This is a genomic window from Wenjunlia vitaminophila DSM 41686, from assembly GCF_000380165.1.
In the GTDB taxonomy this organism is placed as follows: Bacteria; Actinomycetota; Actinomycetes; order Streptomycetales; family Streptomycetaceae; genus Wenjunlia; species Wenjunlia vitaminophila.
Genome location: NZ_KB904647.1, coordinates 39,935 through 64,103 on the forward strand (window position 1 = coordinate 39,935; position 24,169 = coordinate 64,103).

A 24,169-nucleotide genomic window follows, 5' to 3' on the forward strand; every position below is an offset into this window, starting at 1 on the left:
TGCCTCGGTCCCGGGCGGCCACCGGCCCGCGACCGGTCCTCCGCGAGCGGCGTCACACCCGACGGCCGAAGCGGGCGAAGAGCCCCACGCGCTCGTCGGCGGCGACCGAGGCGGCGCCGGTGGCCACCGTCTCGTACACCGCCAGGATGTCCCCGGCCACCGCCGGCCAGTCGTAACGGCGCACGTGGCGGCTGCCGACAGCCCGCAGTTCCGCGAGCCTGGCCGGATCGCCGAGCAGGCGCAGCGCGTGGTCGGCGAGGGCGTCGGGGTCGCCCACCGGGAACAGTTCGCCGGCGGCCCCCTGGTCCAGGACCTGCCGGAAGGCGTCGAGGTCGCTGGCGAGCACCGGCGCCCCGGCGGACATCGCCTCGACGAGGATGATCCCGAAGCTCTCCCCGCCGGTGTTCGGGGCGACGTACAGGTCAACGCTGCGCAGCAGCCGGGCCTTGTCCGCGTCGCTGACCATCCCGAGGAACTCCACCTGCCCCCGGACGTGCGGCGGCAGGCCCTCCGCGGCCTCGCGCTCGTCACCCCGGCCGGCGACGAGCAGCCGCGCCCCGGGGCGCTGGTGCGAGATCCGCTCGAACGCCGAGAGCAGCGTCGGCAGGCCCTTGCGTGGCTCGTCGAGGCGGCCGATGAACCCGATGGTGCCCGGCCGTCCCAGATCCGCCCTGCCCTGCCACTCCGGGCGCGGGGTGGCGTCCGCGAAGAACCGCACGTCCACCCCGTTCGGGATGACCACGGCGTCTCCGCCGAGGTGCTCCACCAGGGTGCGCCGGGCGTACTCGCTGACCGCGATGCGGGCGCTGATCTTCTCCAGGGCCGGTTGCAGGATCGGATACGCGGCGATCATGGCCCGGGAGCGCGGGCTGGACATGTGGAAGGTGGCCACGATCGGGCCCTGGGCGGCCCAGCAGGCGAGCAGCCCGAGCGACGGGGGCGCCGGCTCGTGGATGTGCAGCACGTCGAACCGTCCGTCGTGCAGCCAGCGGCGCACCCGGGCGGCGGACAGGAAACCGAAGTTGAGCCGGGCGACGGAGCCGTTGTACGGCACCGGTACCGCGCGGCCCGCGGACACCACGTAGTCGGGCAGCGCGCCGTCGTCGTCGGCGGAGGCGAGCACCGACACCTGGTGGCCGTGCCCGAGCAGGTACTCGGCGAAGTCACGGATGTGGAACTGCACGCCCCCCGGGATGTCCCAGGAGTACGGGCAGACGATCCCGATCCTCACCTCCGTCCCCCGTCCGCTGACCGGTCCAGGTCGGCCAGCCAGAGCCGTTGCAGCATGTGCCAGTCCTCCGGGTGTTCGGCGATGCCCTGGGCGAAGACGTCGGCCATGGACTGGGTCATCGCCGCCACCTTCTCCGTCCGCGTGCCGTGCGCGGGCACCGGCACCGGGGGGTGGACCTGGCCGTGCAGGATGTCGCCGTACCACAGGGTGACCGGCAGCAGCAGGGCGCCGGTCTGCAGCGCCAACAGCGCCGGCCCCGCCGGCATCCGGGCCGCCTCGCCGAAGAAACGCACCTCGACGCCGCTCCGGGACAGGTCGCGGTCGGCCACGAGGCAGACGAGACGGCCCGCCCGCAGTCGTCTGACCATGGTGTCGAACGGACCCTGGCCCCCGGTGTGCGCCAGCACCTCCATGCCCAGGCTCTCCCGGTACGCGACGAACCGGTCGAACAGCTTCTCCGGCCTCAACCGCTCCGCGACGGTGGTGAACGGGTAGCCGCGCTCGGCGATCCACGCCCCGGCCAGGTCCCAGTTGGCCAGGTGCGGCAAGGCCAGGATGACCCCCTGTCCCGAGGCCATGCCCTCGTCCACCCGGTGCACGTCCTTGGGGTCGAACGAGGCGCGGACCCGCTCGCTGTCCCAGGTGGGCAGCCTGAACGACTCGCGCCAGTAGCGCATGTAGGACCGCATGCCGGCCTGGGAGAGCTCGCTGATCGCGGACGGTGGGGCGGCGGGCACCACCCGGCGCAGGTTGGCCTCCAGGCGCAGCACGCTCCGCCCCCGGCGGGACCAGACGTTGTCGGCGATCCTGGTGAAGAGGCGTTCGGCCGCTGACTCCGGCATGCGCTTGACCGCGGTCCAGCCCAGCGCGTACGCGGTGTCGGTCAGCCGTTCCCTCACGCGGGCCCGCCCTTTCGGGCGGACTCCAATGCGTCCGCCTCCTGCGCCTCGTGGTAGACCGCGTGCATCCGCTGCCACAGGGTGATCGCACTGCCCACGGCGACCACCCACAGGGCGATCGGCAGCAGCCAGTCGATGTAGGGCACGCCGTACTCGTGCAGGCCGGAGAGTCCGGTGAGCACCAGCGTGATCACCATCCGGTCGGCGCGTTCGATCAGTCCGGAGACGTCACACTTCAACCCGAGGCTCTCGGCCCGGGCCTTGGTGTACGACACCACCTGCCCGCTGGCGAGGCAGAACAGCGTGACCGCGGCGAGCAGCAGGTCGTCGCCCTTCCCGGCGAACCACATCAGCAGTCCGCCGAAGACCGCGGCGTCGCCCACCCGGTCGAGCGAGGAGTCCCAGAACGCCCCCCAGCGGCTGGACCGTCCCACCTGGCGGGCCATGGTGCCGTCCAGCAGGTCGGAGAAGACGAACAGGGTGATGACCAGGGTCCCCAGGAAGAAGGTCCCCCTGGGGTAGAAGACCAGGGCCCCCGCCGCCACGCCGACGGTGCCCACTGCCGTGACCATGTCCGGGGAGACCCCGGCGCGCACCAGCATGGTGGCGAACGGCGTGACGACACGCGTGAAGAACGCACGCGCGTACTTGTTGAGCATGACCTTCCCGATGGTGTCGGCGGATGCCGGAGGGCCCGGACGGGCACCGGCTGGCCCATCGTAGCCAGACAGCGACTCCCTCCTCTGCGACGGCACCCGTCGGGTGACGGCGACGGGACCGCCCCACCGGGCCGGCACGGCGCGGAGGACGGCGCCCGCACGCCCTATGGACGGGTGCTGACGCCCGTGGAAAGCTCGAGGGACCGCGGGCGTCGACGGGGCCGCCGGAGCGGTCCCGTGGCGTGCGCGTTCCCCATCCCTGCGGACTTCCACTGCACGGTGGAGCGGGAGGCGAGCCCATGGCCGACAGGACGAACCCCCACCCAGGAGCCGCCGGAAGGGCACCGACGGCCGACCAGCCCTCGTCCGTACGCAACGTGGTGCTGGTCGGCCACAGCGGCTCGGGCAAGACCACGCTCGTCGAGGCGCTGGCCCTGGCGACCGGCGCGACCACCAGGGCGGGGCGGGTCGAGGACGGCGGCACCATCTCCGACCACGACGAGATCGAGCACCGCCAACACCGCTCGGTACAGCTCTCCCTGGTGCCGGTCGAGTGGAACGGCATCAAGATCAACCTGCTGGACGCCCCCGGATACGCGGACTTCGTCGGGGAGTTGCGGGCCGGACTGCGGGCCGCGGACGCCGCCCTCTTCGTGGTCTCCGCGGCCGACGGGGTGGACGGGGCCACCCGGATGGTGTGGGAGGAGTGCGCCGCCGTCCGGATGCCCCGCGCGGTCGTCGTCACCCACCTCGAGGCCGCCCGCGCCGACTTCGACGAGATGCTCCGGGTGTGCCGGGAGGTCTTCGGCGGCGACAACCCCGAGGCTGTGCTCCCGCTGTACCTCCCGGCGTACGGCGCACCGGGCGGCGACGGGCAGTCCCCGGTCACCGGCCTGCTCGGGCTGCTCTCCCAACGGGTCTTCGACTACTCCTCGGGCGAACGCCTGGAGCGCGACCCGGACGACGACCAGGCGGCGCTGATCGCCGACGCCCGGGACCGGCTGATCGAGGGGATCATCGCGGAGAGCGAGGACGAGTCCCTCATGGACCGCTACCTCGGTGGCGAGGCGCTGGACATGAAGACGCTCGTCACCGACCTGGAACGGGCCGTGGCCCGCGGCACCTTCCACCCGGTGCTCGGCGCGGCCCCGGCCGCCAACGGTGCCAGGCAGGGCCTGGGCACCGTGGAACTGCTCGAGTTGATCACCGGGGGGTTCCCCACCCCGCCCGAGGGCCGGCTCCCGGAGGTGACCACCCCGAACGGCCGCCCCCGCCCTGCGCTGACCTGTGATCCCCAGGGGCCGCTCGCCGCCGAGGTCATCAAGACGACCTCCGACCCGTACGTGGGCCGGATCAGCCTGGTGCGGGTGTTCTCCGGAACGCTGCGGCCGGACCAGACGGTGCACGTGTCCGGGCACGGCCTGGCCACCAGGGGGCACGAGGACCACGACGTGGACGAGCGCCTCGGCACCCTGTCCTCACCGTTCGGCAAGCAGCAGCGCGCCGTCGCCAAGTGCGTCGCCGGGGACATCTGCACCGTCGCGAAGTTGACCCGGGCCGAGACCGGCGACACGCTCTCGGACAAGGACGACCCGCTGCTGGTGGAGCCGTGGGAGATGCCCGACCCGCTGCTGCCCGTGGCGATCGAGGCGCACAGCAAGGCGGACGAGGACAAGCTCTCCCAGGGCCTGGCCCGGTTGGTGGCCGAGGACCCCACCATGCGCCTGGAACAGAACCAGGACACGCACCAGGTGGTGCTGTGGTGTCTGGGCGAGGCCCATGTGGACGTGCTCCTCGACCGGTTGCGCTCCCGGTACGGCGTCCAGGTGGACACCGTGCCGCACAGGGTGTCGCTGCGCGAGACCTTCGGAGCCAGGGCCGGCGGGCGCGGGCGCCACGTCAAGCAGTCCGGTGGCCACGGCCAGTACGCCATCTGCGAGATCGAGGTGGAGCCCCTCCCGGGAGGCGGTGGGTTCGAGTTCGTGGACAAGGTGGTCGGCGGCGCGGTGCCGCGCCAGTTCATCCCCTCGGTGGAGAAGGGCGTGCGGGCCCAGCTCGCCAGGGGCGTCGCCGCGGGGTACCCGGTGGTGGACGTGCGGGTGACCCTGCTCGACGGCAAGGCGCACTCGGTGGACTCCTCGGACGCGGCCTTCCAGACCGCGGGCGCGCTGGCGCTGCGGGAGGCGGCGGCGGGCACGGTGATCCACATGCTGGAGCCGGTGGCCGAGGTCGGGGTGCTGGTCCCGGACGAGTACGTGGGCCCGGTGATGAGTGACCTGTCCGGCCGCCGTGGCCGGGTGCTGGGCACCGAGCCGGCGACGCCGGGGCGGACCCTGGTGCGCGCCGAGGTCCCGGAGATCGAGATCAGCAGGTACGCGGTGGACCTGCGGTCGCTCTCCCACGGCACCGGCCGGTTCAGGCGCGCCTACGCCCGGCACGAGCCGATGCCGCCCCAACTCGCCGTCAGGGTCCGCGAGACGGCGGCCGAGAGGTAGGCCCGGGAGCTGATCGGACCCGCCGGGCGGCGGATCCGGAATCTCCACGGCACGGGCGCACCCGGGTGGTTAGGCTGACGACCTGGTGTGCCCGTGCCGCGCCGCGGGCATGCTTCTGCGCAGCAGGACCGTCGGGCGCGGCAGGAACCTGCGGGCGCAGCCCGCGAGTTGGCAGGGGGTACGGTGACCACGTTCGACTTCAGCCCGGGAGCCCAGGTCCCGCTGACCGACGTGGGGCAGCAGACCGCGCCGACCCAGATGCTCTCCTCGGCTGCCTACCGCGACGGCAGCATGGAGGAGCTCACCAAGCTCAGTGAGGGCACGTCCCAGTCGGCCGGCAGGTTCAGCCTGCTGGAGCCGAACCTCGGCGAGGCCTTCTGCCGCGCGGTGCAGGTGCGGATGCTCGGCGGCGGCCGGAAACCGGTGATCCAGTCGTTCGGGGTGGACCCGGCGGCGGTGGTGCGGCACTGCCTGGCCGCGAGTCGCATCCGCAGGAACCGGGACATCCGGCTGACCATCGTGATGGCCGTGTTCGGGCTGCTGTTCCTGCCCGGGACGCTGGTGTGGGTCGGGGCCTTCCAACTCAAGCGGACGCTGTCCCGGACGGCGTCGCGGTTCAGTTCCCTGAACTCCCTGGTGATCGTGGTGGTGGCCGCCGCAGCCGTGCTGTTCGCGGTCCGGCCGCCGGCCTCCGGCCTCCCCGGCCTGTACCTGCGGCTGGTGTTGCTGGCCCCGGTGGCCGGCTGGTTCGTCGCCAGGCGGCTGTGCACCGCCACCGCCGTCGAGCTGCGCAAGAGGTGGACGGCCGTGCTGGACGGCGCGGACGCCGGCCCCTCGGTGCCGGAGGCGGTGCCGTCGGGGCCCAACGACACCAGGGCCGAGCGGATGCGCGAGGAGCTGGAGAAGCTGGGCCAGGAACAGAACAGCAACGTGGTGTTCTACCGGGGGCGTGACGGCATACTCGGCATGGGCTCCCGGTGGGGCGGCTGGGTGATGGACGAGGAGCTCCGCCCGGCACCGGGCCACACCGACATCAACCAGTTCCGTTCGTGGGACGTGGTCAAGGCCATCCACGGAGCCCTCCGGGACCTTCCGCGCGGCCCCCTGCACAGCGGCGGGTTCCCCCGCCCCTCGGTGCGGCACTGGATCGTGGTGCCGGTGAACGAGGGAGCGGGGGCCGTCTCCCGGCCGAGCGGGCCCGAGGTGGACGGCTACTCGATCCGCGACTTCGAGGTGCAGCGCATCTGCAACGAGCAGCAGTTCGACGCCGGAAGCCGGCACTACGTGGGTGTGCAGTTCGTGTTGTGGGAGGGACAGTTCGTCCTGACCCTGATGTGCACGGTCACCACGCTGCACCGCTCGCTGCGGGTCGAGGTCACCGGCTACACGCTGGGTCCTGTGGCGCCGTCGCTCGCGGGCAAGCCGTCGCCGAGGACCAAGACGGTCCCCAAGAGCGTCAAGTTCTGGGAGACCAAGAAGGTGACGCTGCCGCTGGTGACGACGGAGGAGGTGGTCCGACTCGCCATCCGGGCGCCGCTGATCTGGATCCCCTCGCTGCTGGAGTGGCTGGGCGGCAAGCTCACCCTGCCGGAGCCGTTCGGGCTGCGGCACTCGTGGGTGGAGCCGCCGTGGACCCACCGGTTCATGGCGGACGACGCGCTGCGTGCCGCCGCCCCCGTGATCCGCGCGGTGCACGCGGCCACCCTCAAGGTGCTGGAGGACAACAACGTGGACGTCGAGCCGTTCCGCAACCGCGCCGGGAGCCTCGGCGGCGCGGTCCAGGGCGCGGCCCCCGGCAAGGTGGACCACTACGACGCCCGTTGAGACACCGCGCGGGGCCGGTCGGGTACCACCCCGCCCGCGGCGTCCGGGCTGGACCGCGGCGGGCGGGGGTGGCTACTCCGCGCCGGGCGCGGACAGCGGGTGGTGCCAGACCTGGGCGAGCATGGTACGGGTGTCCGCGAGGAGCTGGGGCAGCACCCGGGTTTCACCGATCACCGGCATGAAGTTGGTGTCACCACCCCAGCGCGGCACCAGGTGCTGGTGCAGGTGGGCGGCGATCCCGGCCCCGGCCACGGCGCCCTGGTTCATGCCGATGTTGAAACCCTGGGCTCCCGACGCCTGGCGCAGCGTGGTCATCGCCTTCTTGGTGAACTCGGCGAGTTCCACGGTCTCCGGCGCGGTGAGGTCGGTGTAGTCGGCGACGTGGCGGTAGGGCACCGTCATCAGGTGTCCCGAGTTGTACGGGTACAGGTTGAGTACCGCGTAGACGTGCTCGCCGCGGGCCACCACCAGCCCTTCCTCGTCCGACAGACCGGGGATGGTGCAGAACGGGCAACCGTCACCGGCCCCGGGACCGGTGGGCTTGTTCTCGCCCTGGATGTACGCCATCCGGTGGGGTGTCCACAGGCGCTGGAACGCGTCCGGCGACCCCACTCCGACCTGCAACTCCGGCTCACGCGTCATGCCGGTCAGCATAAGCGTCCGCGGCGGGCGAGGGGACCCGAGGGCAGCCGGACGGCGCCCCACCACCGGTTACCGCCCCGTCGTCCCCGGGGGGCGGCGGGTCCGGCCGGGTGGCTGTCGGTGCCGCGTGGTAGAAGACGCCCATGACGACGCTTGCCTTCCCGGAGTTCCTCGATCTCATCGAGGACCGTTCCGCCGCACTGCGCGGGGCCGCCGCCGGCCCGGCCGACCTCGAGGTCCGTGTCCCCGGCTGCCCGGACTGGTCCCTGCGGGACCTCGTTGCGCACCTCGGCTTCGTGCAGCGGTTCTGGGCGGCCACCATCGCCGCTGGCCCGCGGGACGCCCCGCCGAACCGGGCCGCGATCGACGGCGCGGACCCCCACGGCGACCTCGTCGCCTGGTCGTCCGAGTCGACCGACCTGCTCCTGGCCGCGCTGCGGGACGCCGGCCCCGAGCGGGGCTGCTGGGCCTGGTGGGACCCCGCGTCCGCTTCGTGGACGGCGGCGTCGGTCGCCCGCCACCAGGTGCAGGAGGCAGCGGTGCACGCGCACGACGCCCAGGAGGCGGTGGGACGGCCCGAGCCGATCCCCACAGTGGCCGCCGTGGACGGCCTCTCGGGGTTCCTGGACGTGTTCCTCGGCTCGGCGGGCCCGTGGCCGCACCGACCGGCCAGGGTCTCGGTCCAGGTCTCCCAGGGCCCGCGGTGGCTGGTGGACCTGGCCGAGCGGGGCTCGCTGGTCGTCGAGGACGACGGGACGGCCCCTGCCGTCCGACTCGAGGGCTCCGCCAGCGACCTGCTGCTGTTCCTCAACGGGCGCCTGGGGCCCGACCGGATCAGGGTCGAGGGGGACCGTGCCCTGGTCGAGGCCCTCCTCGCCTGGCCCGACCTGACCTGATCGCCCCTCCCCCGGGCTGACCGCGGTCCGGGGCGCCGGCGGCCGGGGGTCCAGCCGCCGGCGCCCCGGGTGCTCACACCTGGACGCGGCGCTCCACCGCGTCGGCGATCTCCGCCAGGGCGGCGTCCCGGGGGATGCCGTTGGCCTGGCTGCCGTCGCGGTAACGGAAGCTGACGGCGCCGTTGGCCATGTCGTCGTCCCCGGCGATGACCATGAACGGGACCTTGTTCTTCTGGGCGTTGCGGATCTTCTTCTGCATCCGGTCGGCCGACGCGTCCACCTCGACCCGCAGGCCCCTGGACCGTGCCTGGGCGGCGAACTCCTCGAGGTAGGGCACGTGGGCGTCGCCGATGGGGATGCCCACCGCCTGCACCGGCGCGAGCCACGGCGGCATGGCGCCGGCGTAGTGCTCGAGCAGCACCGCGAAGAACCGCTCGATGCTGCCGAACAGGGCGCGGTGGATCATCACGGGCCGTTGCCTCGAGCCGTCCGCGGCGGTGTACTCCAGGTCGAACAGCTCAGGCAGGTTGAGGTCCACCTGCACGGTGGACATCTGCCAGGTCCGGCCGATGGCGTCCCTGGCCTGCACCGAGATCTTCGGCCCGTAGAACGCGGCACCGCCGGGATCGAGGACCAGCTCCAGCCCCTGCTTCTGGGCCGCCTGCCGCAGCGCGTCGGTGGCCCGCGCCCACACCTCGTCGGTGCCGACGGACTTCTCCGGGTTCCTGGTGGACAGCTCCAGGTAGAAGTCGTTGAGTCCGTAGTCGCGCAGCAGGTTGAGCACGAAGGTGAGCAACGAGTCCAGCTCGTCGGGCATCTGCTCGACGGTGCAGTAGATGTGTGCGTCGTCCTGGGTGAAACCACGGGCCCGGGTGAGGCCGTGGACCACGCCCGACTTCTCGTAGCGGTAGACGGTGCCGAACTCGAACAGCCGCAGCGGCAGCTCGCGGTAGGAACGCCCCCTGGCCCGGTAGATCAGGTTGTGCATGGGGCAGTTCATGGGCTTGAGGTAGTAGTCGTGGCCCTCGTCGAGCTGCATGGGCGGGTACATGGCGTCCCGGTACCAGTCGAGGTGGCCGGAGATCTCGTAGAGCCTGCCCTTGGTGGCGTGCGGGGTGTAGACGAACTCGTAGCCGGCCTCTTCGTGGCGCCTGCGGGAGTAGTCCTCCATGGCCCGGCGGATGATCCCGCCGCGCGGGTGGAACACCGCCAGGCCCGAGCCGATCTCCTCGGGGATGGAGAACAGGTCGAGTTCGGCACCAAGCCGCCGGTGGTCCCGCTTCTCCGCCTCGGCCAGGAAGTCCAGGTGCGCCTTGAGTTCGTCCTTGGAGGGCCAGGCGGTGCCGTAGATCCGCTGGAGCATCGGGTTGCGCTCGCTGCCCCGCCAGTAAGCGCCCGCGGAACGCATCAGCTTGAACGCGGGGATGATGCGGGTGTTCGGCAGGTGCGGGCCCCGGCACAGGTCGCGCCAGCAGAGCTCGCCGGTCTTGGCGTCCAGGTTGTCGTAGATGGTCAGCTCACCGGCTCCGACCTCGGCCGAGGCGCCCTCCGCGGCGTCCGCGGCGGCGCCCTTGAGCCCGATCAGCTCGAGCTTGTAGGGCTCGTCGGCGAGCTCGGTGCGGGCCTCGTCGTCGGTGACGACCCGGCGGGAGAACCGCTGTCCGCGCTTGACGATCTCCTGCATCTTCTTCTCGACGCGCTTGAGGTCGTCGGGCTGGAACGGAGTCCGCACGTCGAAGTCGTAGTAGAACCCGTCCTTGATGGGCGGGCCGATGCCGAGCTTCGCCTCGGGGAACAGCTCCTGCACCGCCTGCGCGAGTACGTGCGCGGTGGAGTGGCGCATGATCGCCAGGCCGTCCTCGCTGTCGATGGCGACGGGCTCGACCTCGTCGCCGTCCGCCAGCCGGTGGGTGAGGTCCCTGAGCTGGCCGGCGACCCGGGCGGCGATGATCCGGCGGTCACCCTCGAAGAGCGCCGCGGCCGTCGTCCCCGTGGTCACCACGCGCTCATCCCGCTCGGAATCGCGTTTGATGATCACACGGAGGTCTGACACCGGTCTCTCCTGACTCGTGCACGTGGAACACATGGGCGCGTGTTCGTGAACGTGTGTGGGCGCGTGTCCCGGGGACACATGGCCGCGGCGGGGTGCCGCGCTGACGAATCGTACCGAGCCGGATGCCCGACGGGCGAAACGGTAACGCGCCGGACAGGCCCTCCGGGGCCCGGCCGCGCGGCGGCGCCTGATCAGCCCCGCTGCTCGCGGAGCTCCTCCACGAGCTCGGCCGCGCCCCGCACCGAGGCCGACAGCCGCTCCCGCTCCTGCGGATCGACGGGCGCCGGCGTCACCTCCCGCACCGCGGTCAGACGGCGGAACCCCCCACGGCCGTGCAGCAGGCCGCTCACCCGGACCGGGACGCCGGCCAGGTGGGCGTGGGCCGCCACCCGGTAGCGGCCCCCGGCGAGCTGGGCCACCACCTGCTCGACGTCCGCGCCGGCCAGCACGCGCAGCCGGACCGTGCCGGCCCCGTCCGCGCTCCGCCGGTAGAGCGCCACCACCTCGCCGGTGATCCGCACCGCGACCGACTGCTCGGCGTGCAGGTACCGGACGCCGGCCTCACGCAACACCGGCAGGTCCACCGGGGAGAACACCACGGCCGGCGGCCGGTTCGGGTAGCCGTGCGGCGGCCCGACGGCGGACGACCAGGACAGTGAGACCTCCACCAGTGCGGCACCGTGCACCAGCCGCACCAGGGACTCGGTCAACTCACGGCAGACCCCGCGGTCGACCGCGGAGTCGAACGCCTCCATGGAACCGGTGGCCCTGCGGTGGTCCACGGCATCCCTGGTGGCGTTGAGGCTCCGCAGCAACGCCGTGGTCAGCGGCCGCCCCTGGGGCACCGGCGCGTAGACGGTCAGCGGCCGGCCCCCGGGGGAGGACTCCACCAGGACCTGGCTCAGCACCCCGGCGACGTAGCGGGCGTGGCGCTCGCCGAAGTACCCGTGAGGAGGGCAGTCGGCGTGGGCGACCGCGAGGAGCATGGCGCGCACGCCGGTCCACAGGCGCTCGGCCGCTTCCCAGGACACCGTTCCCGCGGTCCGCGGCACCTCCCGCATCCAGCGGATCTCGTCGCCGGGAACGGCGAGACCACGCAGGATCCGGACGGCCGAGGGCGCTCCGGAGCGGGCCAGGGCCGTCAACGCCTCGTGGAGCAGCTCCCCGTGGTCCTCCCACCGTCCGCCGTGCGGCACCAGCAGGCTGACCTCGCGGTCGGCGAACCGGGTGCCGACCGGCGGGGTCCAGCGGGTGTACCGGCCGGGGACCCCACCGCGCCGCTGCCAGCCGTACCTGGCCAGCAGCCCGCTGAGCACCGCGGGATCGACCCACCGCGCGTCGGGCAACTCCTCGAGGGGGCCCTCCCCGTCCGACACCCCCGACCTGGAACCGCCCGGTCTCGAGCCGTCCGGCCGTGAACCCTCCGCACGCGTCCGCATCAGGGCCGCCCCCCGGCCCCGACCCGGGCCATGATCTCGGCCAGCGCACGGTCGTCGAAGATCCGCGCGGTGGATATCCGCACCTGGGTCCTGAGCCGCCCGGTGACCGCGTGGCCGGCCAGGTTGACCCAGTAGCAGCAGTGCCGCAGTTCGAGCCGGTCACGGCCGGCGCGCAGCCAACGTCCCCTGCTCAGCGGGGCGATCATCACGACCAGGATCCTGGGCACCGACACGGGGGTGCGGGCGAGGGCGGCCAGCTCGTCGTTGTCCAGGGTGAGGGTGAAGGACGGCCCCCGGGGCGGCAGGGGGAACTGGTGCGCGTGCGTGAGCCGCACCCTGATCGTCACCTCGTCCTCCACGGCCGGGCCGAGCGAGTCGCGGCTGAGGTACCAGTCGGTGCCGGTGGCCGAGTACGGCCGGGACAGCGTGCACCCGGCGGCCGCGGCCACCGCGTGCAGGTGAGCGGTCTGAAGCGTCTCCATGCGGTGGGGCGGGGCGGGTACCTCCCGGCACTGCTCGGTCCGCCGGGGGAGAAGCCCGCTGGGGGCGGGCTGCTGGAGAGCCATCGAGTGGGTTTCCTTCTGCCATGGTGACGATGAGTAATCGTCAGGGTGGGTGATCGAACAAACAGTTCGTCACTACTGTTCCTCTCCGTAGGCGCACTACCTCAAACGACTACGGGACAACATGATTTGTTAACGCTCGGTCACCCAAGAATCGATGACGGAGAGTCACCATGGCGGGTGAGTGAGGCGGGGCGATCTCCGACGGGCCGGGTGTCCACGACCGGGGTCACCCGTGCGGGTGGATTCCGGTGCACGACCCCTTTCGGCCGCCATGCGCTACGCCTATAGTTAGGAACCTAACCGATAGGTGCCTAATGGATAGGGACCTAATCGACAGGAGCCGATCATGCCTCGCTCCCGCCGCTCTCCGCCGCACCCAAACCCGAACGAGGCAAACCGCAGGGAAACCCTCGACTGGATCTTCCAGTCGACGCCCGACCTCAACGTGAACGACGCCGAGTTGGGCGCACTGCTCTTTGCCGGATCAGGGCAACTCGTCCGCACGGTCGAGGATCACCTGCACCGATACGGCCTTTCTCCAGGACGGTTCGCGGTGCTCCTCGCTCTGGGGTCCGCCCCCGGAGGTCAGCGCACCCCCTCCGCGCTCGCCGAACGCATCGCGGTGAGCCGGCCGACCGTGACGGGGATCGTCGACGGGCTGGTCAACGCCGGGCTGGCGCGCAGATGCGCGGATCCCACCAACCGGCGGAACCAGCCGGTGGCCCTCACCGAAGAGGGACAGCGGCTGATCGAGGAGACCGTGCCCGACCACTTCCGCCGACTGGCCGCGGCGGTGGGCAGGTTCAGCCCTGCCGAACGGGAGACCCTTCGCCAAGCCATGGGTCTCATCAACCGTTTCGGCGACTTCCTACTCGAGGAGAAAGCACCATGATGCTCGTGCTGATGTATTCATTAGCGGTGGTGGCCCTCACCATCGGCACAGCCGCGTTCTACCTCGCGCTGGTACCAGCGTTTCCGGTGTCCTGGCTCTACTACCACTACTTCATCCGCAAGCCCGCGGCCTGGACGCTCCTGGCCGCAGGCGTCGGAATCGCCGTGTGGGAAACCGTCGATGACGGGTTCCCGCTCTCGATGATCGCTCCGCTGTCCCTGTTGGTGTTGGCGACGTGGCTCACGTACTGGTTCCACCAGGACGTGCAGTTCCCGGCCGTTGACTACCCGGAGATGGCGGAGGACCCGCTGAGCCTGCCGCTGCGCGGCGAGATGCAGCTCGCGGTGATCGAGTACGGCGGGGTGACCAAGGCGTACCCGCTGGACTACGTCATCCACCACCACATCGTCAACGACCGCTTCGGCGACAAGATCGTCTCGCTGACCTACTGCGCCCACTGCCGAAGCATCATGCCCTTCGACGTGACCGACATCGGGCCCCTGCTCGTCGGCTCGTTCAAGGACACCAACATGATCGTCGCGGACCGCCGCACCAAGACGTTCTTCCAGCAGGCCACGTTCAAGTCGATCATCGGCAAGCTCCACCCGCACACCCTGAAGTTGATCCACTTCCAGGTCCTGTCCTGGACCGACGTCAGGCGCCTCGACCCCATGCCCCAGGTCGCGAAGGTGACCGAGCGGGACGTCAAGGGGATGGACTTCGCGGTCCCCGGCAGCTACGAGCGGCTCATGTCCAGCAACCACACCCTGGGCCTGCCGAAGAACCGCCGCGACAACACCTTCCCCCCGCGCACCCGTGTCGTGGGCGTTCTGGAGCCCACCATGCGCCCCTGGTCGTACCTCCGGAACGAACTGCTCCAGCAGCGCGTGGTGAAGAACGAGGACGGCTTCTACATGGTGGCGGTCAACAGCACCATCAACGCCTTCCAGGGTGAGGTGGACGGCCACGAGGTGAAACTGGCGATCACCGAGGACCTCCAGCTCAGCGACCGGGCCACCGGCACCGTGTGGGACCTGCGGGGCCACCGCATCCGCGGTGAACTCCAGTCGAACCTCACCCCCGTCGCCCTGTCCGACGAGTACTGGTTCTCCTGGAAGCTCTACCACCCCGACACCAAGCTCATCCGGTTCTGACCGGACACCCTCCCCCTGGGGGTGCACGACGCGAACACGAACAGGGCCCCTACCGATGTCCATCGGTAGGGGCCCTGCGACAGCGTGGGCGATACTGGGATCGAACCAGTGACCTCTTCGGTGTGAACGAAGCGCTCTCCCGCTGAGCTAATCGCCCTTGACACGCTGAATAATACAGGCCGGGCAGCGCCCGGTCCAAACGCCTTACCCAGTACGGCTCCCAGGCGTCCGCCGGGTCATCGGCCCGGCACGACCCCCGGTCGAAGCACCCGCGGGAACACCGGCCACCCGAGGAGAGCACCGCCCCGCGACCGCGCACAACAACGAGGACGGCGGTCCACACATCACGTGCGGACCGCCGCCCTCATCCCGGTGGGCGATACTGGGATCGAACCAGTGACCTCTTCGGTGTGAACGAAGCGCTCTCCCGCTGAGCTAATCGCCCGGGTGCGGGGAAAACACTACCGCACCCGTACGGGTGCTCAGCACCGTCGCAGAGGTCAGGGCAGGTGCGGGCCGTACTGCGACAGGTAGATCGCCACCCCACCGCCGGCGAGCAGCAGGCCCACGATCAGGAAGACCAGGTTCCTGCGGCGGGTCCGCGGGTCCATCGCCCGACTGGCCGCCCTGGCAGCCTGCTGCTTGGACCAGCGCAGCACCCGCTGCGCCCAGACGAACTCGGTGCCGAGCACCGCGAGCCCCAGGAAGATCGCCACCCAGCCCGGCCCGGGGAGCACCAGCATGGCGATGCCGGCGACGATGATCGCGACACCGACCAGGAAGACGCCGATCTGCCAGGTGAGGTGGAGGGGCCGGTACCTCTTGACGAACATCGGCGCCCGGGAGCCGAACTCCGGCTTGCCGTCCGCTCCCGCCACCTTGTCCTCGGCAACCTGAGCGGCGACCTGGACGCCGCTGTCCTTGTACACCCGACCCTCGGCCCCCGTGTCCGGCGAGGCCCCCTCAGAGTCATCCTCGGGCTTCCCGTGCAGCCCGTCGCTCCCCGTCGTCATGGTTTCAAAGTTACAGGAGCTTTGCCTTTCACCGGAACGGCGGTTGTCCCAACAAATACACTAAGCCGGACGAGGTACCCGAAGGTTAGCAATCCAGGCAGAGGGGTTTACAACGGCCCTGGAGGTGGCATGTCGATTCCGCCGACGTGCGATTCCCCGAGCGCACACTGAGCGAAAGGCCATGGCGCTTATGAACACCACGGTCAGCTGCGAGCTGCACCTGCGCCTCGTTGTGTCGAGCGAATCCTCACTGCCCGTTCCCGCGGGCCTGCGGTACGACACGGCCGACCCCTATGCCGTGCACGCCACCTTCCACACCGGTGCGGACGAGACCGTCGACTGGGTCTTCGCCCGCGATCTCCTGGCCGAGGGCCTGCACCGGCCCACCGGCACCGGCGACGTCCGCGTCTGGCCGTCCCGGAGCCACGGCCAGGGCGTCGTATGCATCGCCCTGAGCTCGCCCGAGGGCGAAGCCCTGCTCGAGGCACCCGCCCGCGCCCTGGAGTCCTTCCTGAAGCGCACCGATGCGGCGGTTCCACCAGGCACCGAGCACCGTCACTTCGATCTCGATACCGAGCTCTCGCACATCCTCGCCGAGAGCTGAGACCCCGCCCGGCCGTCCGACTCGGGGGTACGGTCCGGGCCCGAGTGCACCCACAGCAGCCGCCGCTCACGACACCGCTGGAAGCGAGCCTTGCCGGCGCCGTTGCCCGCGTCCCGTTCCCGGACGCGGGCAACGGCGCCGCACGCGTGCCGGGCGGAGCCTGCCGCCTCCGGCACACCCCACACCCGCTCGCCGGCACCCCGGCCCCGGGGGCGCCCGTAAGGGCTTCAGCCACGCCGCGACCCGGCCGCATACGGAGCGCGGTCGCCGTGCACGCTACAGTCACCGGGCAGGGCGCATGCCCCTCCACCGCCACCAGACCGGTCAGGGAGCTCATCAGTGCTGATCACCCATGACACCCGGTGCGCGCTCGACTGCGTGGTCGAGCTGCTCGGTACCGCACCGGAGTGCAACGGGGAAGAGGGACTGCCCGACATCGCCACGCTGCGCGACTTCGTCCAGCGTCAGCGGATAAGCGAAGTGGAGGTGGGCGAGCTCAGGGAGCGGGACCTCGCCGCGGTGCGCCGGGCCCGGGAGCGGTTCGCCGCCGTCTTCCGGGCCCCCACCGACAGCACGGCGGCCGAGCTGATCAACGCCATGGTCGCCGACGCGGGGACCACCCCCCGGCTCACCAACCACGACGAGTACAACTGGCACATGCACTACTTCTCGCCGGGGGCGACGGTGGCCGACCACCTCGCGGCCGACGGCGGCATGGCGCTGGCCTTCCTGATCGTCGCGGGCGAGCGCGAGCGACTGCGGCACTGTGACGCCCCGGACTGCCGCAGGGCCTTCGTGGACCTGTCCCGCAACCGCTCCCGCCGGTACTGCGACAGCCGCACCTGCGGCAACCGGCTACACGTCGCGGCCTACCGGGCACGACGCCGGGAAGCGGCCGTGCCGCCCCCCGCGCAACCAGCCGACTGACCGCCCCCAGCGGGCTCCCCGCTCCAGGGGCCCGGAGAACGGGACATTCCGGCCCCCGACCCCTGGAGCGGCAATATGCGACACCTCATCAGGTGAATACGCGTCAGTGAATAGCGCGGACCGGGAGCGGCTTCCCGGTCACTTCGACGCCCGTCGAGAGGAATACCGAGATCGTCCGTTATGGATTTCGGGTGCGGGCCGACCGAGATGCCTCAGATTCCCCGGCGCCGAAGAATTTCCTCGATTTCCCGGAAATCCGACAATCCATCATCACGGGAAGACTTCTTGGGCTTCCCGCCGCCGCCCGGCCGCAGGCCCGCCGCCGGGGTCGTCCCCGCACCCACCGGAGCGGCTCCACGCTCCGCCGCCGGCGGGGTGTCCCCACGCCGGTCCCCCGCGACCCGGGCCACCACGAACAGCACCGCGGACACCGCGAGCACCGCCATGCCCACCCACACCGTGGAGTCGAAGACCAGGTCCACCGCCCAGTCCCCGACCGCCTCGCCCACGTCCTGCCCGAGCGGCAGCACGCCGCTCATGTAGAGCCCGACGGGTAGCAGGGACCACGCCGTCAGTCGGACCGCCCGCAGGAACCTGCGGCGGTACGCGTGCAGGAAGGCTATGGCCAGGCCGGCCCCGGACAGCGCGATGCAGACAGTCGCCGTCAGCACGGTGTCCCCCTCGTCTCGTCGTCGCGCTCGCCGTTCCGACAGCGCGCCGGGGCCCTGCCGCTGCGCCCCGTCCTCCCATCGTGCCTCGGCGAGCGGGTGCGATGCCAGGATCAGACCGGTTCCCGGGGAAATCTCAGGGACGGGCTCCTCCCTGGGCCCGATCCGCGCCGTCGGCCGACCGCAGGGGTCACTCGGGGTTCCCGGGCGGGGGATGCCACACTGCACGGCATGAGTGATGCCCCGCCCCGCCGCGCCACGCTGGACGTCTGGTGCGACCTGCAATGCCCCGACTGCGGCACGGCCCTGGAGGACATCAGGGCCCTGCGCGCCCGTTACGGCGACTCCCTCGTCATCGAGTTGCGGCACTTCCCGCTCGACAAGCACAAGCACGCCACCGCCGCCGCGCAGGCCGCCGAGGAAGCCTTCGCCCAGGGCAAGGGCTGGCCCTACGTCGAAGCGGTACTCGGCCGCGTCCAGGAGCTGACCGACCAGGGTGAGACCGCGCTGGTGCAGGTCGCCCGGGAACTCGGCCTCGACGCCAACGAGGTCGATACCGCGCTGATCGACGGGCGGCACTTCCTCATCGTCGACGCCGACCTCGCCGAGGGCCGGGCCATCGGCGTCACCGGCACACCCACGTACGTGGTGGGCGGCACCCGGTTCGACGGCGGCAAGAGCCAGCGGGGCCTGCGGGAGAAGGTCGAGGACGCCATCGACCGGCTGCTCGCCTGACCCCCCGGAAGCTGACCCGGGCCCGGGGGCACCCAGGGGACCAGGACGGACTCAGGACAGCGGCTTCGCCAGGTGGTGGTGGGTGACCTGGAACCCCAGGGACCGGTAGAGGCGGGCGGCGGGTTCGTTGTCGGCGAAGACGTTCAACCCGAGCTCCGCGACCCCGGCCCGGTGGCACTCGGCCTCGGCCAGCCGCATCAGGGTGCGCCCGTGGCCGCGACCCCGGTGCTCCGGCTCCACCTCGACGTCGTAGACCCAGGCCTGGTCGGTCCGGTCGGGCCCAGCCAGCCCCAGCCAGAGCACGCCGACCCGCACCCCCGCGCTGCGCAGCACCCGCAGCACGGCACCCGGGGTGCGCACGCCCTCGGGCAGGAACCTGCGCTGGTCGTCCCGCGCCTTGCTCTCCGCCTGCTCCGCATCCAGGCCCATCGCCACCAACACCTCGACGTACCCCCGGCGCTGGTCGTCGTTCCAGGCGGCGAACTCCGCGTCGGTCAGCGGGTCCGCGGAACAGCCCGGCGGCAGCACGGGAACCGGGCGGTCCCGGAGGGACAACGCCATCGTCCGGCTCCGCTCCGAGTAGCCCAACGCCCGGGCCAGCGACAGGCCGGCCGCCTCGGACGGGGCCACCGACACCTCCACCCGCCCGCAGCCCCAGTGGCGCAGCACCTCCTCGGCGGCGAGCAACGCCACGGTGCCCCTCCCCCGCCGCCGGTCCCCCTCGTCCACGCGGAGCCCGCCCAGCCGACCCACCAGCCGGCCGAACCGCTCCCTGGCCTCCACCTCGATCTCGCCGACCGGCCGGCCGTTCACGACGATCGCGTAGCGCCTGCCACGCGACCCGTCCGCCGCACGCCGCTCCGCCTCGCACGGCCGCAGTGTGGTCGTCATCGGGCCCTCCCCCTTCTCATCGGTCCGGTCCGCGCCCCGCCCCCCTCGGGCGGCCGCTCAGGGATCGAGCTCGGACCGGCTCCGCTCGTCGAACACGGCGATGGTCTTCGCCGTCACCGGCCCCGGGGCCCCCGCCAGTTCCCTGTCGTCCACCCGGTGCACGGCCTGCACATCGCGCAGCGAGGACGTCAGCATGATCTCCTCCGCCTCGGCCAGCACCTCCAGTGGGAGGTCCGCCTCCTGGGCGTCGGTCCACTCGAGCACCAACTCCCGGGTGATCCCGGCGAGGCAGCCGGCGTCCAGCGGCGGGGTCAGCAGACGCCCTCCCACCACCACGAACACGTTGGTGCCCGTGCCCTCGCACAGCCGGCCCACGGTGTTGCCGAACAGGGCCTCGGAGGCTCCGCGCTGCTGGGCCCGGGCCAGGGCGACCGCGTTCTCCGCGTATGAGGTGGACTTCAGGCCGGCCAACGCGCCGCGCTCGTTGCGCGGCCAGGGCACGGTGATCGCCGCGGTGCTGTCCGGTCTGCGGCCGACCGGCCCGCCGGACACCACCAGGGTGGGCGCGGCGGTCCCGCGCGCCGAGCCCAACGGCCCCGGCCCACCGGTGTACGTCACCCGCAACCTGCCGTGGGCGACGGGCTCGGCCCCGAGCACCTCGGCGCAGGCGTGGCGCACCTCGTCCAGGTCCGGTTCCGGCAGGCCGAGCCCCCGGGCGGACCTGGCCAGTCTGCGCAGGTGCCGGGTGAGCGCGAACGCCCGCGCCTGCACGATCTTCATCGTCTCGAAGACGCCGTCCCCGACGGTCAGCCCGTGGTCGAAGACGGACACCACGGCGCTTTCGGTGTCCCTCAGGGCACCGTCCACCCAGACCCTCATCGACTGCTCCTCGCCGTGTCCTCGACGCGTTGTCCGCGATGACGTTACCTCTGTGCCCGCCGGGGCCCCAGCCTTTGTGCCGCCGGGGCGCCGGGCACCGCCGGAACGGCGCGCGTCCGTTCCGGCCGTCCCCCGCGGCCGGCTGCCCCGGCGGCGTCCTGGGAAAACAGAATTTGAGCTGGCCGGGGAATCCGCTAGAGTTCAACACGTCACCAGGGCACACGCACAAACGCCCGGACAGTGGCACACGCGGACGTGGCTCAGTTGGTAGAGCATCACCTTGCCAAGGTGAGGGTCGCGGGTTCGAATCCCGTCGTCCGCTCGATGGGGGTCGAGGACCCCCCTCGGTGGAGTGGCCGAGAGGCGAGGCAACGGCCTGCAAAGCCGTCTACACGGGTTCAAATCCCGTCTCCACCTCTGCGGATCTGATCGTGTCCGGCGGTGTGTTCGCTCGGGCGATCGGTTCTGTGGGGGCGATTAGCTCAGTGGGAGAGCGCTACCTTGACACGGTAGAGGTCACTGGTTCAATCCCAGTATCGCCCACCATGTCCTGTCCGGTCACGGCCGGCGAGCATGGCTGACCAGCACGGACGATTAGCTCAGCGGGAGAGCACTACCTTGACACGGTAGGGGTCACTGGTTCGATCCCAGTATCGTCCACCCGGAGTTCGCGCTCTGCGCGTACGGTGTTGAGCCGCGGGTACGGAAACCGTACCCGCGGCTTTCTGCTGTCCATGGACGTGCCCACGGCGCGTTCGACTTCGCCGGCAGGCTCCGTACGCGCCACGGCGTCCCCCGGCCGGGTCCCCCGCCGCAGCGCCAGCCCTTCAGCCCCAGCCCCGCGGCCCCTCAGCCCCAGCCCCGCAGACCAGCCGGCGCAGACCCGTGCGGGGCCGCGCCGGCCGATGTGGTCGCTCGCCGAGCGCCCGGGGTCCCGGCGGGCTTCGGGCCGTTCGGGCTTCGGGCCCCGCCAGGAGGTCCCCAGGACTCGATCAGGAGGAGAAGAGCATCCTGCCGAAGCTCCGGTGGTGGTGACCCCGGTGGCCGCTGTGCACCGCACCCCAGGCGGGGGCGGCCGGCGCGGCCGGGTACGCGGGTGGGGCGGCCGGCGGCGGAGGCTGCTGGACCCACTGCGACTCCAACTGGGTCAGCGCCTCCAACTCGCCGTAGTCCAGGAAGATCCCCCGGCACCCGCCGCACTGCTCGATCTGCACACCGCTGCGGTTGTACGTCTGCATCAACCCGTGACACTTGGGGCACTGCATGCTGTATCAGCTCCTCACGCCAACATGCGCCGGCCGGTTCACCCGGACGGCGGTGTCCTCACCTTACGCGCGTGCCGTGTCGGGGCTCCGGAGGTGAGTCCGGCGATCCGTTCACAGGCTGCGACCAGCGCCTGGTCCACCTCGTCCAGGGGCCGGCCCTCCCGCCGGGCCCGGACCACGGAGAGCGCCGCGGACTGCACGGTCAGTGCCCGGGCCGGCACGTCCAGTACCGGCCAGGGGTCCTCCCCGCGCGGCGGCACCGCGGGACCGCCGGTGTCCTGGTAGGCGGTGAGCAGCCGGACCCACAGTTCCGGGGCCAGCAACCCGGTTGCGTACCAGGCGGCGGGGCGGGCCAGGTCCCAGGCCGGGTCGCCCACGCCCAGGTCGTCCACGTCGATCAGCCGCCACTGTCCGGGGGGCACCCGGACCAACTGCCCCAGGTGGAGGTCGCCGTGCACCAACACGTCCCGATCGGGTGGCGTCCCCTGGCCACGTGCCCAGCCCGGCAGTCCGGCCGCGGCCCGGCGCACCACGGCGGAGGAGGTGTCCTGGGCCACCGCGCCCAACCGCTGCAGTGCCCGCGCCACCTTGGCCGGCCCGCGCATGGGGGGCGGCGTCCCCGGCAACGAGTCCAACGGCACCGAGTGGAGCCGGGCCAGCAGCCGACCGGCCTCCGCCCAGGGCGCGGCCTCCGGGTCCCCGGAACCGACCGGCTCGCCGTACGGCCACAGGGTGACCCGGCGGCCCCGCACCCATCCGGGCCGTCGCTGCCGCACCGGTGGGAGCAGCACGCCTGGCAGTGTCGAGGCCACCGCCAGGCGGGCGTCGAGCCCTGCCTGGTCGGTGTCGGCGGCGTGGGCCTTGGCGACCAGGTCCCCGACCCGGACCACCACGGAGTCGTCGCGCTGGGCCAGCACGACCGGCTCGCCGCCCAGCATCCGTGCGAGTTCGCCCACCAGCCCGTTCATCGCGCCAGTAGACCACGCCCGACAACCCGACACCTCCCCCAAGGTGCCGGGTTGCCTGCCGTCCGTCGCACCCCCGTCCCCACGGGGCTGCCGGTTCCTTCCCGCCCGGTCCGTGAACCGGGCTTCGGGGGCGCCTCGTCAGCGCCCCATCGTCCCGGCCACGGACGACGCCTGCATGACCACCTGGTCCCATCCTCCGAAGACCACGGCGAGCAGGGCGGCGAGCGGCACCACCATGGCCGCGGCCACCAGGGGGTGCCGGGTACCGGAGGCGGTGACACCGAACGTCCCGGCGCTGTGGGGACGGCTGCCGCGCCCCGCCCTGCCGGACTTGCCCATCGTCATCGCCGCTGGTCTCCTCGGTTCCCGCCGCCCACCGCGGCACGGTGCCGCGGGTCGGTCGTCGTCAGGTGCGTCCGGCGGCGGGCGGGGGACCTCGGGGGATGAGAGCGCCGCCCACCGCCTGACCACAAGGCTAGGCACGGCTGAGCCGTTGATCGTCATGCCGTCGTACCGCTTCGCGGGCATCCCCGAGGATGAGCGTTCGACCCATGGCGTACTCCCCTGGGTGGAGGTGGTGGTGATCCGCACAGGGATCTCCCGGAGGGGACCGCACGACCGGGCGCGGGCGGGGCTGCCGGTGGTGCCGCGGCGGCGGCGCACGGGGGCCTCCCTCGTTCGGGGAACCCGCGGTGTCGGAGCGGTCACCTCATCGGGGAGTCGGCGCATCGGCCTTCGGGCCTGTTATTTGAACCCAGCGGGGGCTGTACGGCTCCGCTGGCGAGCGGGGAACGCGGTGCTCCCCCGCGGACGGGTGCGGACGGGTGCGGACGGGTGACGGTACGCCACGGGCCCTACCCCCGGCCCCCGAGCGGTCCGGGGGCCAAGCGACCCGCACGGCCGTTCACCGCGGGGCGCGGCGCCGGTGCGCCGACGCCGCGCCCCCACCTCCGTCCGCCGGAGCCCGGTCAGTCCGACGACGCGGGAGCCTCCCCCTCGGCGTCACGCGGCACCGGCTGCTCGACCAGGGCGAGCACGCGGTTCTGCATGAACCGCGCCGTGCGCACCACCGACCCGCTGCGCGTGACCTCGCTCACCTCCACGACGCCGCGGCGCACCGCGGTCTCCACCCTGCGCCCTGCCCTCGTCGCCAGCACTTCGTAGGTCCTCGTCGTGTCCCCCGCGTCCACGACTATCTCCACACGGTCACCCTTCATGCCGTCAAACCCCCTTGAATGACGGGCCGATGGGCACGAGTCGGCCTGCTCCTGGAGAGGTCCCCGTCCGGTGTGCCCTGTTCCTTCAGGATCGCACCCGCCACTGACATTCCCGCTCGGCGCACGCGCGTTGCGCATCAGCACACCGGCAGACCAGTCCGTAAGCTGTGCCACGTCAGACGGACCGGCCGGAAGCGACCTCCTCAACGGGGGCAGGGGGCGAAGCCTTCCCGCCGAAGGCAGGGGAAGGAC

Annotated in this window: 23 protein-coding genes and 6 tRNA genes; 12 read left to right on the top strand and 17 right to left on the bottom strand. The window is 71.9% G+C overall.

All coding sequences use genetic code 11. From position 1 onward, the window contains the following. Positions 1 to 52: 52 nt before the first annotated feature. From A3IG_RS0103670 to pgsA, 3 genes are read right to left on the bottom strand one after another with little or no spacing between them, the layout of a single operon-like run. Entirely contained in the window at positions 53 to 1,231 is a 1,179-nt protein-coding gene (locus tag A3IG_RS0103670) for a glycosyltransferase family 4 protein (RefSeq protein ID WP_018382191.1), read from the bottom strand. Then, a complete protein-coding gene (locus tag A3IG_RS0103675) occupies positions 1,228 to 2,130 on the bottom strand; it encodes a phosphatidylinositol mannoside acyltransferase (protein WP_018382192.1) in 903 nt (300 codons plus the stop codon). Before A3IG_RS0103675 ends, A3IG_RS0103670 begins: the two co-directional genes overlap by 4 nt. Continuing rightward, positions 2,127 to 2,789, bottom strand: coding sequence for a phosphatidylinositol phosphate synthase (gene pgsA, locus A3IG_RS0103680; RefSeq protein WP_018382193.1), 663 nt, complete (start codon positions 2,787 to 2,789; stop codon positions 2,127 to 2,129). The genes A3IG_RS0103675 and pgsA overlap by 4 nt, the downstream gene beginning before the upstream one ends. 299 nt (positions 2,790 to 3,088) lie before the next feature. Here pgsA and A3IG_RS0103685 point away from each other — a divergent pair, with 299 nt between their 5' ends. Both A3IG_RS0103685 and A3IG_RS0103690 read left to right on the top strand, forming a co-directional pair. Next, positions 3,089 to 5,284 (top strand): elongation factor G-like protein EF-G2, encoded by a 2,196-nt coding sequence (locus A3IG_RS0103685; RefSeq protein WP_018382194.1) that lies wholly within the window; start codon positions 3,089 to 3,091, stop codon positions 5,282 to 5,284. A 183-nt stretch (positions 5,285 to 5,467) separates the two neighbouring features. After that, positions 5,468 to 7,108: a hypothetical protein gene (locus tag A3IG_RS0103690; RefSeq protein WP_018382195.1), complete on the top strand. Its 1,641-nt coding sequence runs from the start codon at positions 5,468 to 5,470 to the stop codon at positions 7,106 to 7,108. A 72-nt stretch (positions 7,109 to 7,180) separates the two neighbouring features. Here A3IG_RS0103690 and A3IG_RS0103695 read toward each other — a convergent pair whose 3' ends face one another. After that, positions 7,181 to 7,762, bottom strand: a complete 582-nt coding sequence (locus A3IG_RS0103695; RefSeq protein WP_018382196.1) for an HIT family protein — start codon at positions 7,760 to 7,762, stop codon at positions 7,181 to 7,183. Positions 7,763 to 7,893: 131 nt separating this feature from the next. Between A3IG_RS0103695 and A3IG_RS0103700 the strand changes: the two genes are divergently transcribed. Further along, entirely contained in the window at positions 7,894 to 8,646 is a 753-nt protein-coding gene (locus A3IG_RS0103700) for a maleylpyruvate isomerase family mycothiol-dependent enzyme (RefSeq protein ID WP_018382197.1), read from the top strand. 73 nt (positions 8,647 to 8,719) lie between these two features. On the opposite strand, the gene thrS is transcribed toward A3IG_RS0103700, so the two are convergent. The 3 genes from thrS to A3IG_RS0103715 form a co-directional block, all read right to left on the bottom strand. Further along, complete coding sequence (gene thrS / locus A3IG_RS0103705) at positions 8,720 to 10,699, bottom strand: threonine--tRNA ligase (protein WP_026219863.1); 1,980 nt, start codon at positions 10,697 to 10,699, stop codon at positions 8,720 to 8,722. 191 nt (positions 10,700 to 10,890) lie between these two features. Beyond that, positions 10,891 to 12,075 carry a hypothetical protein gene (locus tag A3IG_RS0103710; RefSeq protein WP_018382199.1) on the bottom strand — a complete coding sequence of 395 codons (1,185 nt, stop codon included), beginning with the start codon at positions 12,073 to 12,075 and terminating at the stop codon, positions 10,891 to 10,893. A 62-nt stretch (positions 12,076 to 12,137) separates the two neighbouring features. Then, a complete protein-coding gene (locus A3IG_RS0103715) occupies positions 12,138 to 12,704 on the bottom strand; it encodes a DUF4365 domain-containing protein (protein ID WP_018382200.1) in 567 nt (188 codons plus the stop codon). Positions 12,705 to 13,050: 346 nt separating this feature from the next. On the opposite strand from A3IG_RS0103715, the gene A3IG_RS0103720 reads away from it, so the two are divergent. Together A3IG_RS0103720 and A3IG_RS0103725 are read left to right on the top strand one after the other, a co-directional pair. Further along, positions 13,051 to 13,596 carry a MarR family winged helix-turn-helix transcriptional regulator gene (locus A3IG_RS0103720; protein ID WP_026219864.1) on the top strand — a complete coding sequence of 182 codons (546 nt, stop codon included), beginning with the start codon at positions 13,051 to 13,053 and terminating at the stop codon, positions 13,594 to 13,596. Further along, entirely contained in the window at positions 13,593 to 14,750 is a 1,158-nt protein-coding gene (locus tag A3IG_RS0103725) for a DUF3179 domain-containing (seleno)protein (RefSeq protein ID WP_018382202.1), read from the top strand. Before A3IG_RS0103720 ends, A3IG_RS0103725 begins: the two co-directional genes overlap by 4 nt. Positions 14,751 to 14,835: 85 nt before the next feature. Here the strand turns inward: A3IG_RS0103725 and A3IG_RS0103730 are convergent. The 3 genes from A3IG_RS0103730 to A3IG_RS28510 form a co-directional block, all read right to left on the bottom strand. Further along, a tRNA-Val gene (locus A3IG_RS0103730) sits at positions 14,836 to 14,907 on the bottom strand. A gap of 216 nt (positions 14,908 to 15,123) precedes the next feature. Continuing rightward, positions 15,124 to 15,195 (bottom strand) — tRNA-Val (locus tag A3IG_RS0103735). 55 nt (positions 15,196 to 15,250) lie between these two features. Further along, positions 15,251 to 15,763, bottom strand: coding sequence for a TIGR02611 family protein (locus A3IG_RS28510; RefSeq protein ID WP_018382203.1), 513 nt, complete (start codon positions 15,761 to 15,763; stop codon positions 15,251 to 15,253). Between the two features lie 190 nt (positions 15,764 to 15,953). Between A3IG_RS28510 and A3IG_RS0103745 the strand changes: the two genes are divergently transcribed. Next, on the top strand, positions 15,954 to 16,367 hold the full coding sequence (locus A3IG_RS0103745) for an SsgA family sporulation/cell division regulator (protein ID WP_018382204.1): 414 nt from the start codon (positions 15,954 to 15,956) through the stop codon (positions 16,365 to 16,367). A gap of 339 nt (positions 16,368 to 16,706) precedes the next feature. Continuing rightward, positions 16,707 to 17,294, top strand: coding sequence for a CGNR zinc finger domain-containing protein (locus tag A3IG_RS0103750; RefSeq protein WP_018382205.1), 588 nt, complete (start codon positions 16,707 to 16,709; stop codon positions 17,292 to 17,294). A 212-nt stretch (positions 17,295 to 17,506) separates the two neighbouring features. On the opposite strand, the gene A3IG_RS0103755 is transcribed toward A3IG_RS0103750, so the two are convergent. After that, the gene (locus A3IG_RS0103755; protein ID WP_018382206.1) at positions 17,507 to 17,965 is read right to left on the bottom strand and encodes a hypothetical protein; all 459 of its coding nucleotides are present in this window, start codon (positions 17,963 to 17,965) and stop codon (positions 17,507 to 17,509) included. 228 nt (positions 17,966 to 18,193) lie between these two features. On the opposite strand from A3IG_RS0103755, the gene A3IG_RS0103760 reads away from it, so the two are divergent. Next, a complete protein-coding gene (locus A3IG_RS0103760) occupies positions 18,194 to 18,697 on the top strand; it encodes a DsbA family protein (RefSeq protein WP_018382207.1) in 504 nt (167 codons plus the stop codon). Positions 18,698 to 18,748: 51 nt separating this feature from the next. On the opposite strand, the gene A3IG_RS0103765 is transcribed toward A3IG_RS0103760, so the two are convergent. Both A3IG_RS0103765 and A3IG_RS0103770 read right to left on the bottom strand, forming a co-directional pair. After that, positions 18,749 to 19,588, bottom strand: a complete 840-nt coding sequence (locus A3IG_RS0103765) for a GNAT family N-acetyltransferase (protein ID WP_018382208.1) — start codon at positions 19,586 to 19,588, stop codon at positions 18,749 to 18,751. A 57-nt stretch (positions 19,589 to 19,645) separates the two neighbouring features. Next, complete coding sequence (locus tag A3IG_RS0103770) at positions 19,646 to 20,467, bottom strand: aminotransferase class IV (RefSeq protein WP_018382209.1); 822 nt, start codon at positions 20,465 to 20,467, stop codon at positions 19,646 to 19,648. Between the two features lie 249 nt (positions 20,468 to 20,716). On the opposite strand from A3IG_RS0103770, the gene A3IG_RS0103775 reads away from it, so the two are divergent. The 4 genes from A3IG_RS0103775 to A3IG_RS0103790 all read left to right on the top strand — a co-directional run bounded on the left by A3IG_RS0103775 (position 20,717) and on the right by A3IG_RS0103790 (position 21,127). Next, positions 20,717 to 20,789: transfer RNA gene (locus A3IG_RS0103775), tRNA-Gly, on the top strand. Between the two features lie 24 nt (positions 20,790 to 20,813). Next, a tRNA-Cys gene (locus tag A3IG_RS0103780) sits at positions 20,814 to 20,884 on the top strand. Positions 20,885 to 20,938: 54 nt separating this feature from the next. Further along, a tRNA-Val gene (locus tag A3IG_RS0103785) sits at positions 20,939 to 21,013 on the top strand. Between the two features lie 42 nt (positions 21,014 to 21,055). Further along, a tRNA-Val gene (locus A3IG_RS0103790) sits at positions 21,056 to 21,127 on the top strand. Positions 21,128 to 21,459: 332 nt separating this feature from the next. On the opposite strand, the gene A3IG_RS0103795 is transcribed toward A3IG_RS0103790, so the two are convergent. The 4 genes from A3IG_RS0103795 to A3IG_RS0103810 all read right to left on the bottom strand — a co-directional run bounded on the left by A3IG_RS0103795 (position 21,460) and on the right by A3IG_RS0103810 (position 23,917). Further along, positions 21,460 to 21,732, bottom strand: coding sequence for a TFIIB-type zinc ribbon-containing protein (locus tag A3IG_RS0103795; protein WP_018382210.1), 273 nt, complete (start codon positions 21,730 to 21,732; stop codon positions 21,460 to 21,462). 38 nt (positions 21,733 to 21,770) lie between these two features. Beyond that, complete coding sequence (locus tag A3IG_RS0103800; RefSeq protein WP_018382211.1) at positions 21,771 to 22,700, bottom strand: phosphotransferase family protein; 930 nt, start codon at positions 22,698 to 22,700, stop codon at positions 21,771 to 21,773. 138 nt (positions 22,701 to 22,838) lie between these two features. Further along, positions 22,839 to 23,045, bottom strand: coding sequence for a hypothetical protein (locus tag A3IG_RS0103805; RefSeq protein ID WP_018382212.1), 207 nt, complete (start codon positions 23,043 to 23,045; stop codon positions 22,839 to 22,841). 623 nt (positions 23,046 to 23,668) lie between these two features. Beyond that, positions 23,669 to 23,917: a hypothetical protein gene (locus tag A3IG_RS0103810; RefSeq protein ID WP_040910772.1), complete on the bottom strand. Its 249-nt coding sequence runs from the start codon at positions 23,915 to 23,917 to the stop codon at positions 23,669 to 23,671. Positions 23,918 to 24,169: the final 252 nt, after the last annotated feature.

Bases quoted from the DNA above. Each gene is read 5' to 3' on its own strand.
- pgsA (WP_018382193.1), bottom strand. From the start codon at position 2,789: ATGCTCAACAAGTACGCGCGTGCGTTCTTCACGCGTGTCGTCACGCCG.
- A3IG_RS0103685 (WP_018382194.1), top strand. From the start codon at position 3,089: ATGGCCGACAGGACGAACCCCCACCCAGGAGCCGCCGGAAGGGCACCG.
- A3IG_RS0103695 (WP_018382196.1), bottom strand. From the start codon at position 7,762: ATGCTGACCGGCATGACGCGTGAGCCGGAGTTGCAGGTCGGAGTGGGG.
- A3IG_RS0103700 (WP_018382197.1), top strand. From the start codon at position 7,894: ATGACGACGCTTGCCTTCCCGGAGTTCCTCGATCTCATCGAGGACCGT.
- A3IG_RS0103715 (WP_018382200.1), bottom strand. From the start codon at position 12,704: ATGGCTCTCCAGCAGCCCGCCCCCAGCGGGCTTCTCCCCCGGCGGACC.
- A3IG_RS0103720 (WP_026219864.1), top strand. From the start codon at position 13,051: ATGCCTCGCTCCCGCCGCTCTCCGCCGCACCCAAACCCGAACGAGGCA.
- A3IG_RS0103725 (WP_018382202.1), top strand. From the start codon at position 13,593: ATGATGCTCGTGCTGATGTATTCATTAGCGGTGGTGGCCCTCACCATC.
- A3IG_RS28510 (WP_018382203.1), bottom strand. From the start codon at position 15,763: ATGACGACGGGGAGCGACGGGCTGCACGGGAAGCCCGAGGATGACTCT.
- A3IG_RS0103745 (WP_018382204.1), top strand. From the start codon at position 15,954: ATGAACACCACGGTCAGCTGCGAGCTGCACCTGCGCCTCGTTGTGTCG.
- A3IG_RS0103760 (WP_018382207.1), top strand. From the start codon at position 18,194: ATGAGTGATGCCCCGCCCCGCCGCGCCACGCTGGACGTCTGGTGCGAC.
- A3IG_RS0103765 (WP_018382208.1), bottom strand. From the start codon at position 19,588: ATGACGACCACACTGCGGCCGTGCGAGGCGGAGCGGCGTGCGGCGGAC.
- A3IG_RS0103770 (WP_018382209.1), bottom strand. From the start codon at position 20,467: ATGAGGGTCTGGGTGGACGGTGCCCTGAGGGACACCGAAAGCGCCGTG.
- A3IG_RS0103795 (WP_018382210.1), bottom strand. From the start codon at position 21,732: ATGCAGTGCCCCAAGTGTCACGGGTTGATGCAGACGTACAACCGCAGC.
- A3IG_RS0103800 (WP_018382211.1), bottom strand. From the start codon at position 22,700: ATGAACGGGCTGGTGGGCGAACTCGCACGGATGCTGGGCGGCGAGCCG.
- A3IG_RS0103805 (WP_018382212.1), bottom strand. From the start codon at position 23,045: ATGACGATGGGCAAGTCCGGCAGGGCGGGGCGCGGCAGCCGTCCCCAC.
- A3IG_RS0103810 (WP_040910772.1), bottom strand. From the start codon at position 23,917: ATGAAGGGTGACCGTGTGGAGATAGTCGTGGACGCGGGGGACACGACG.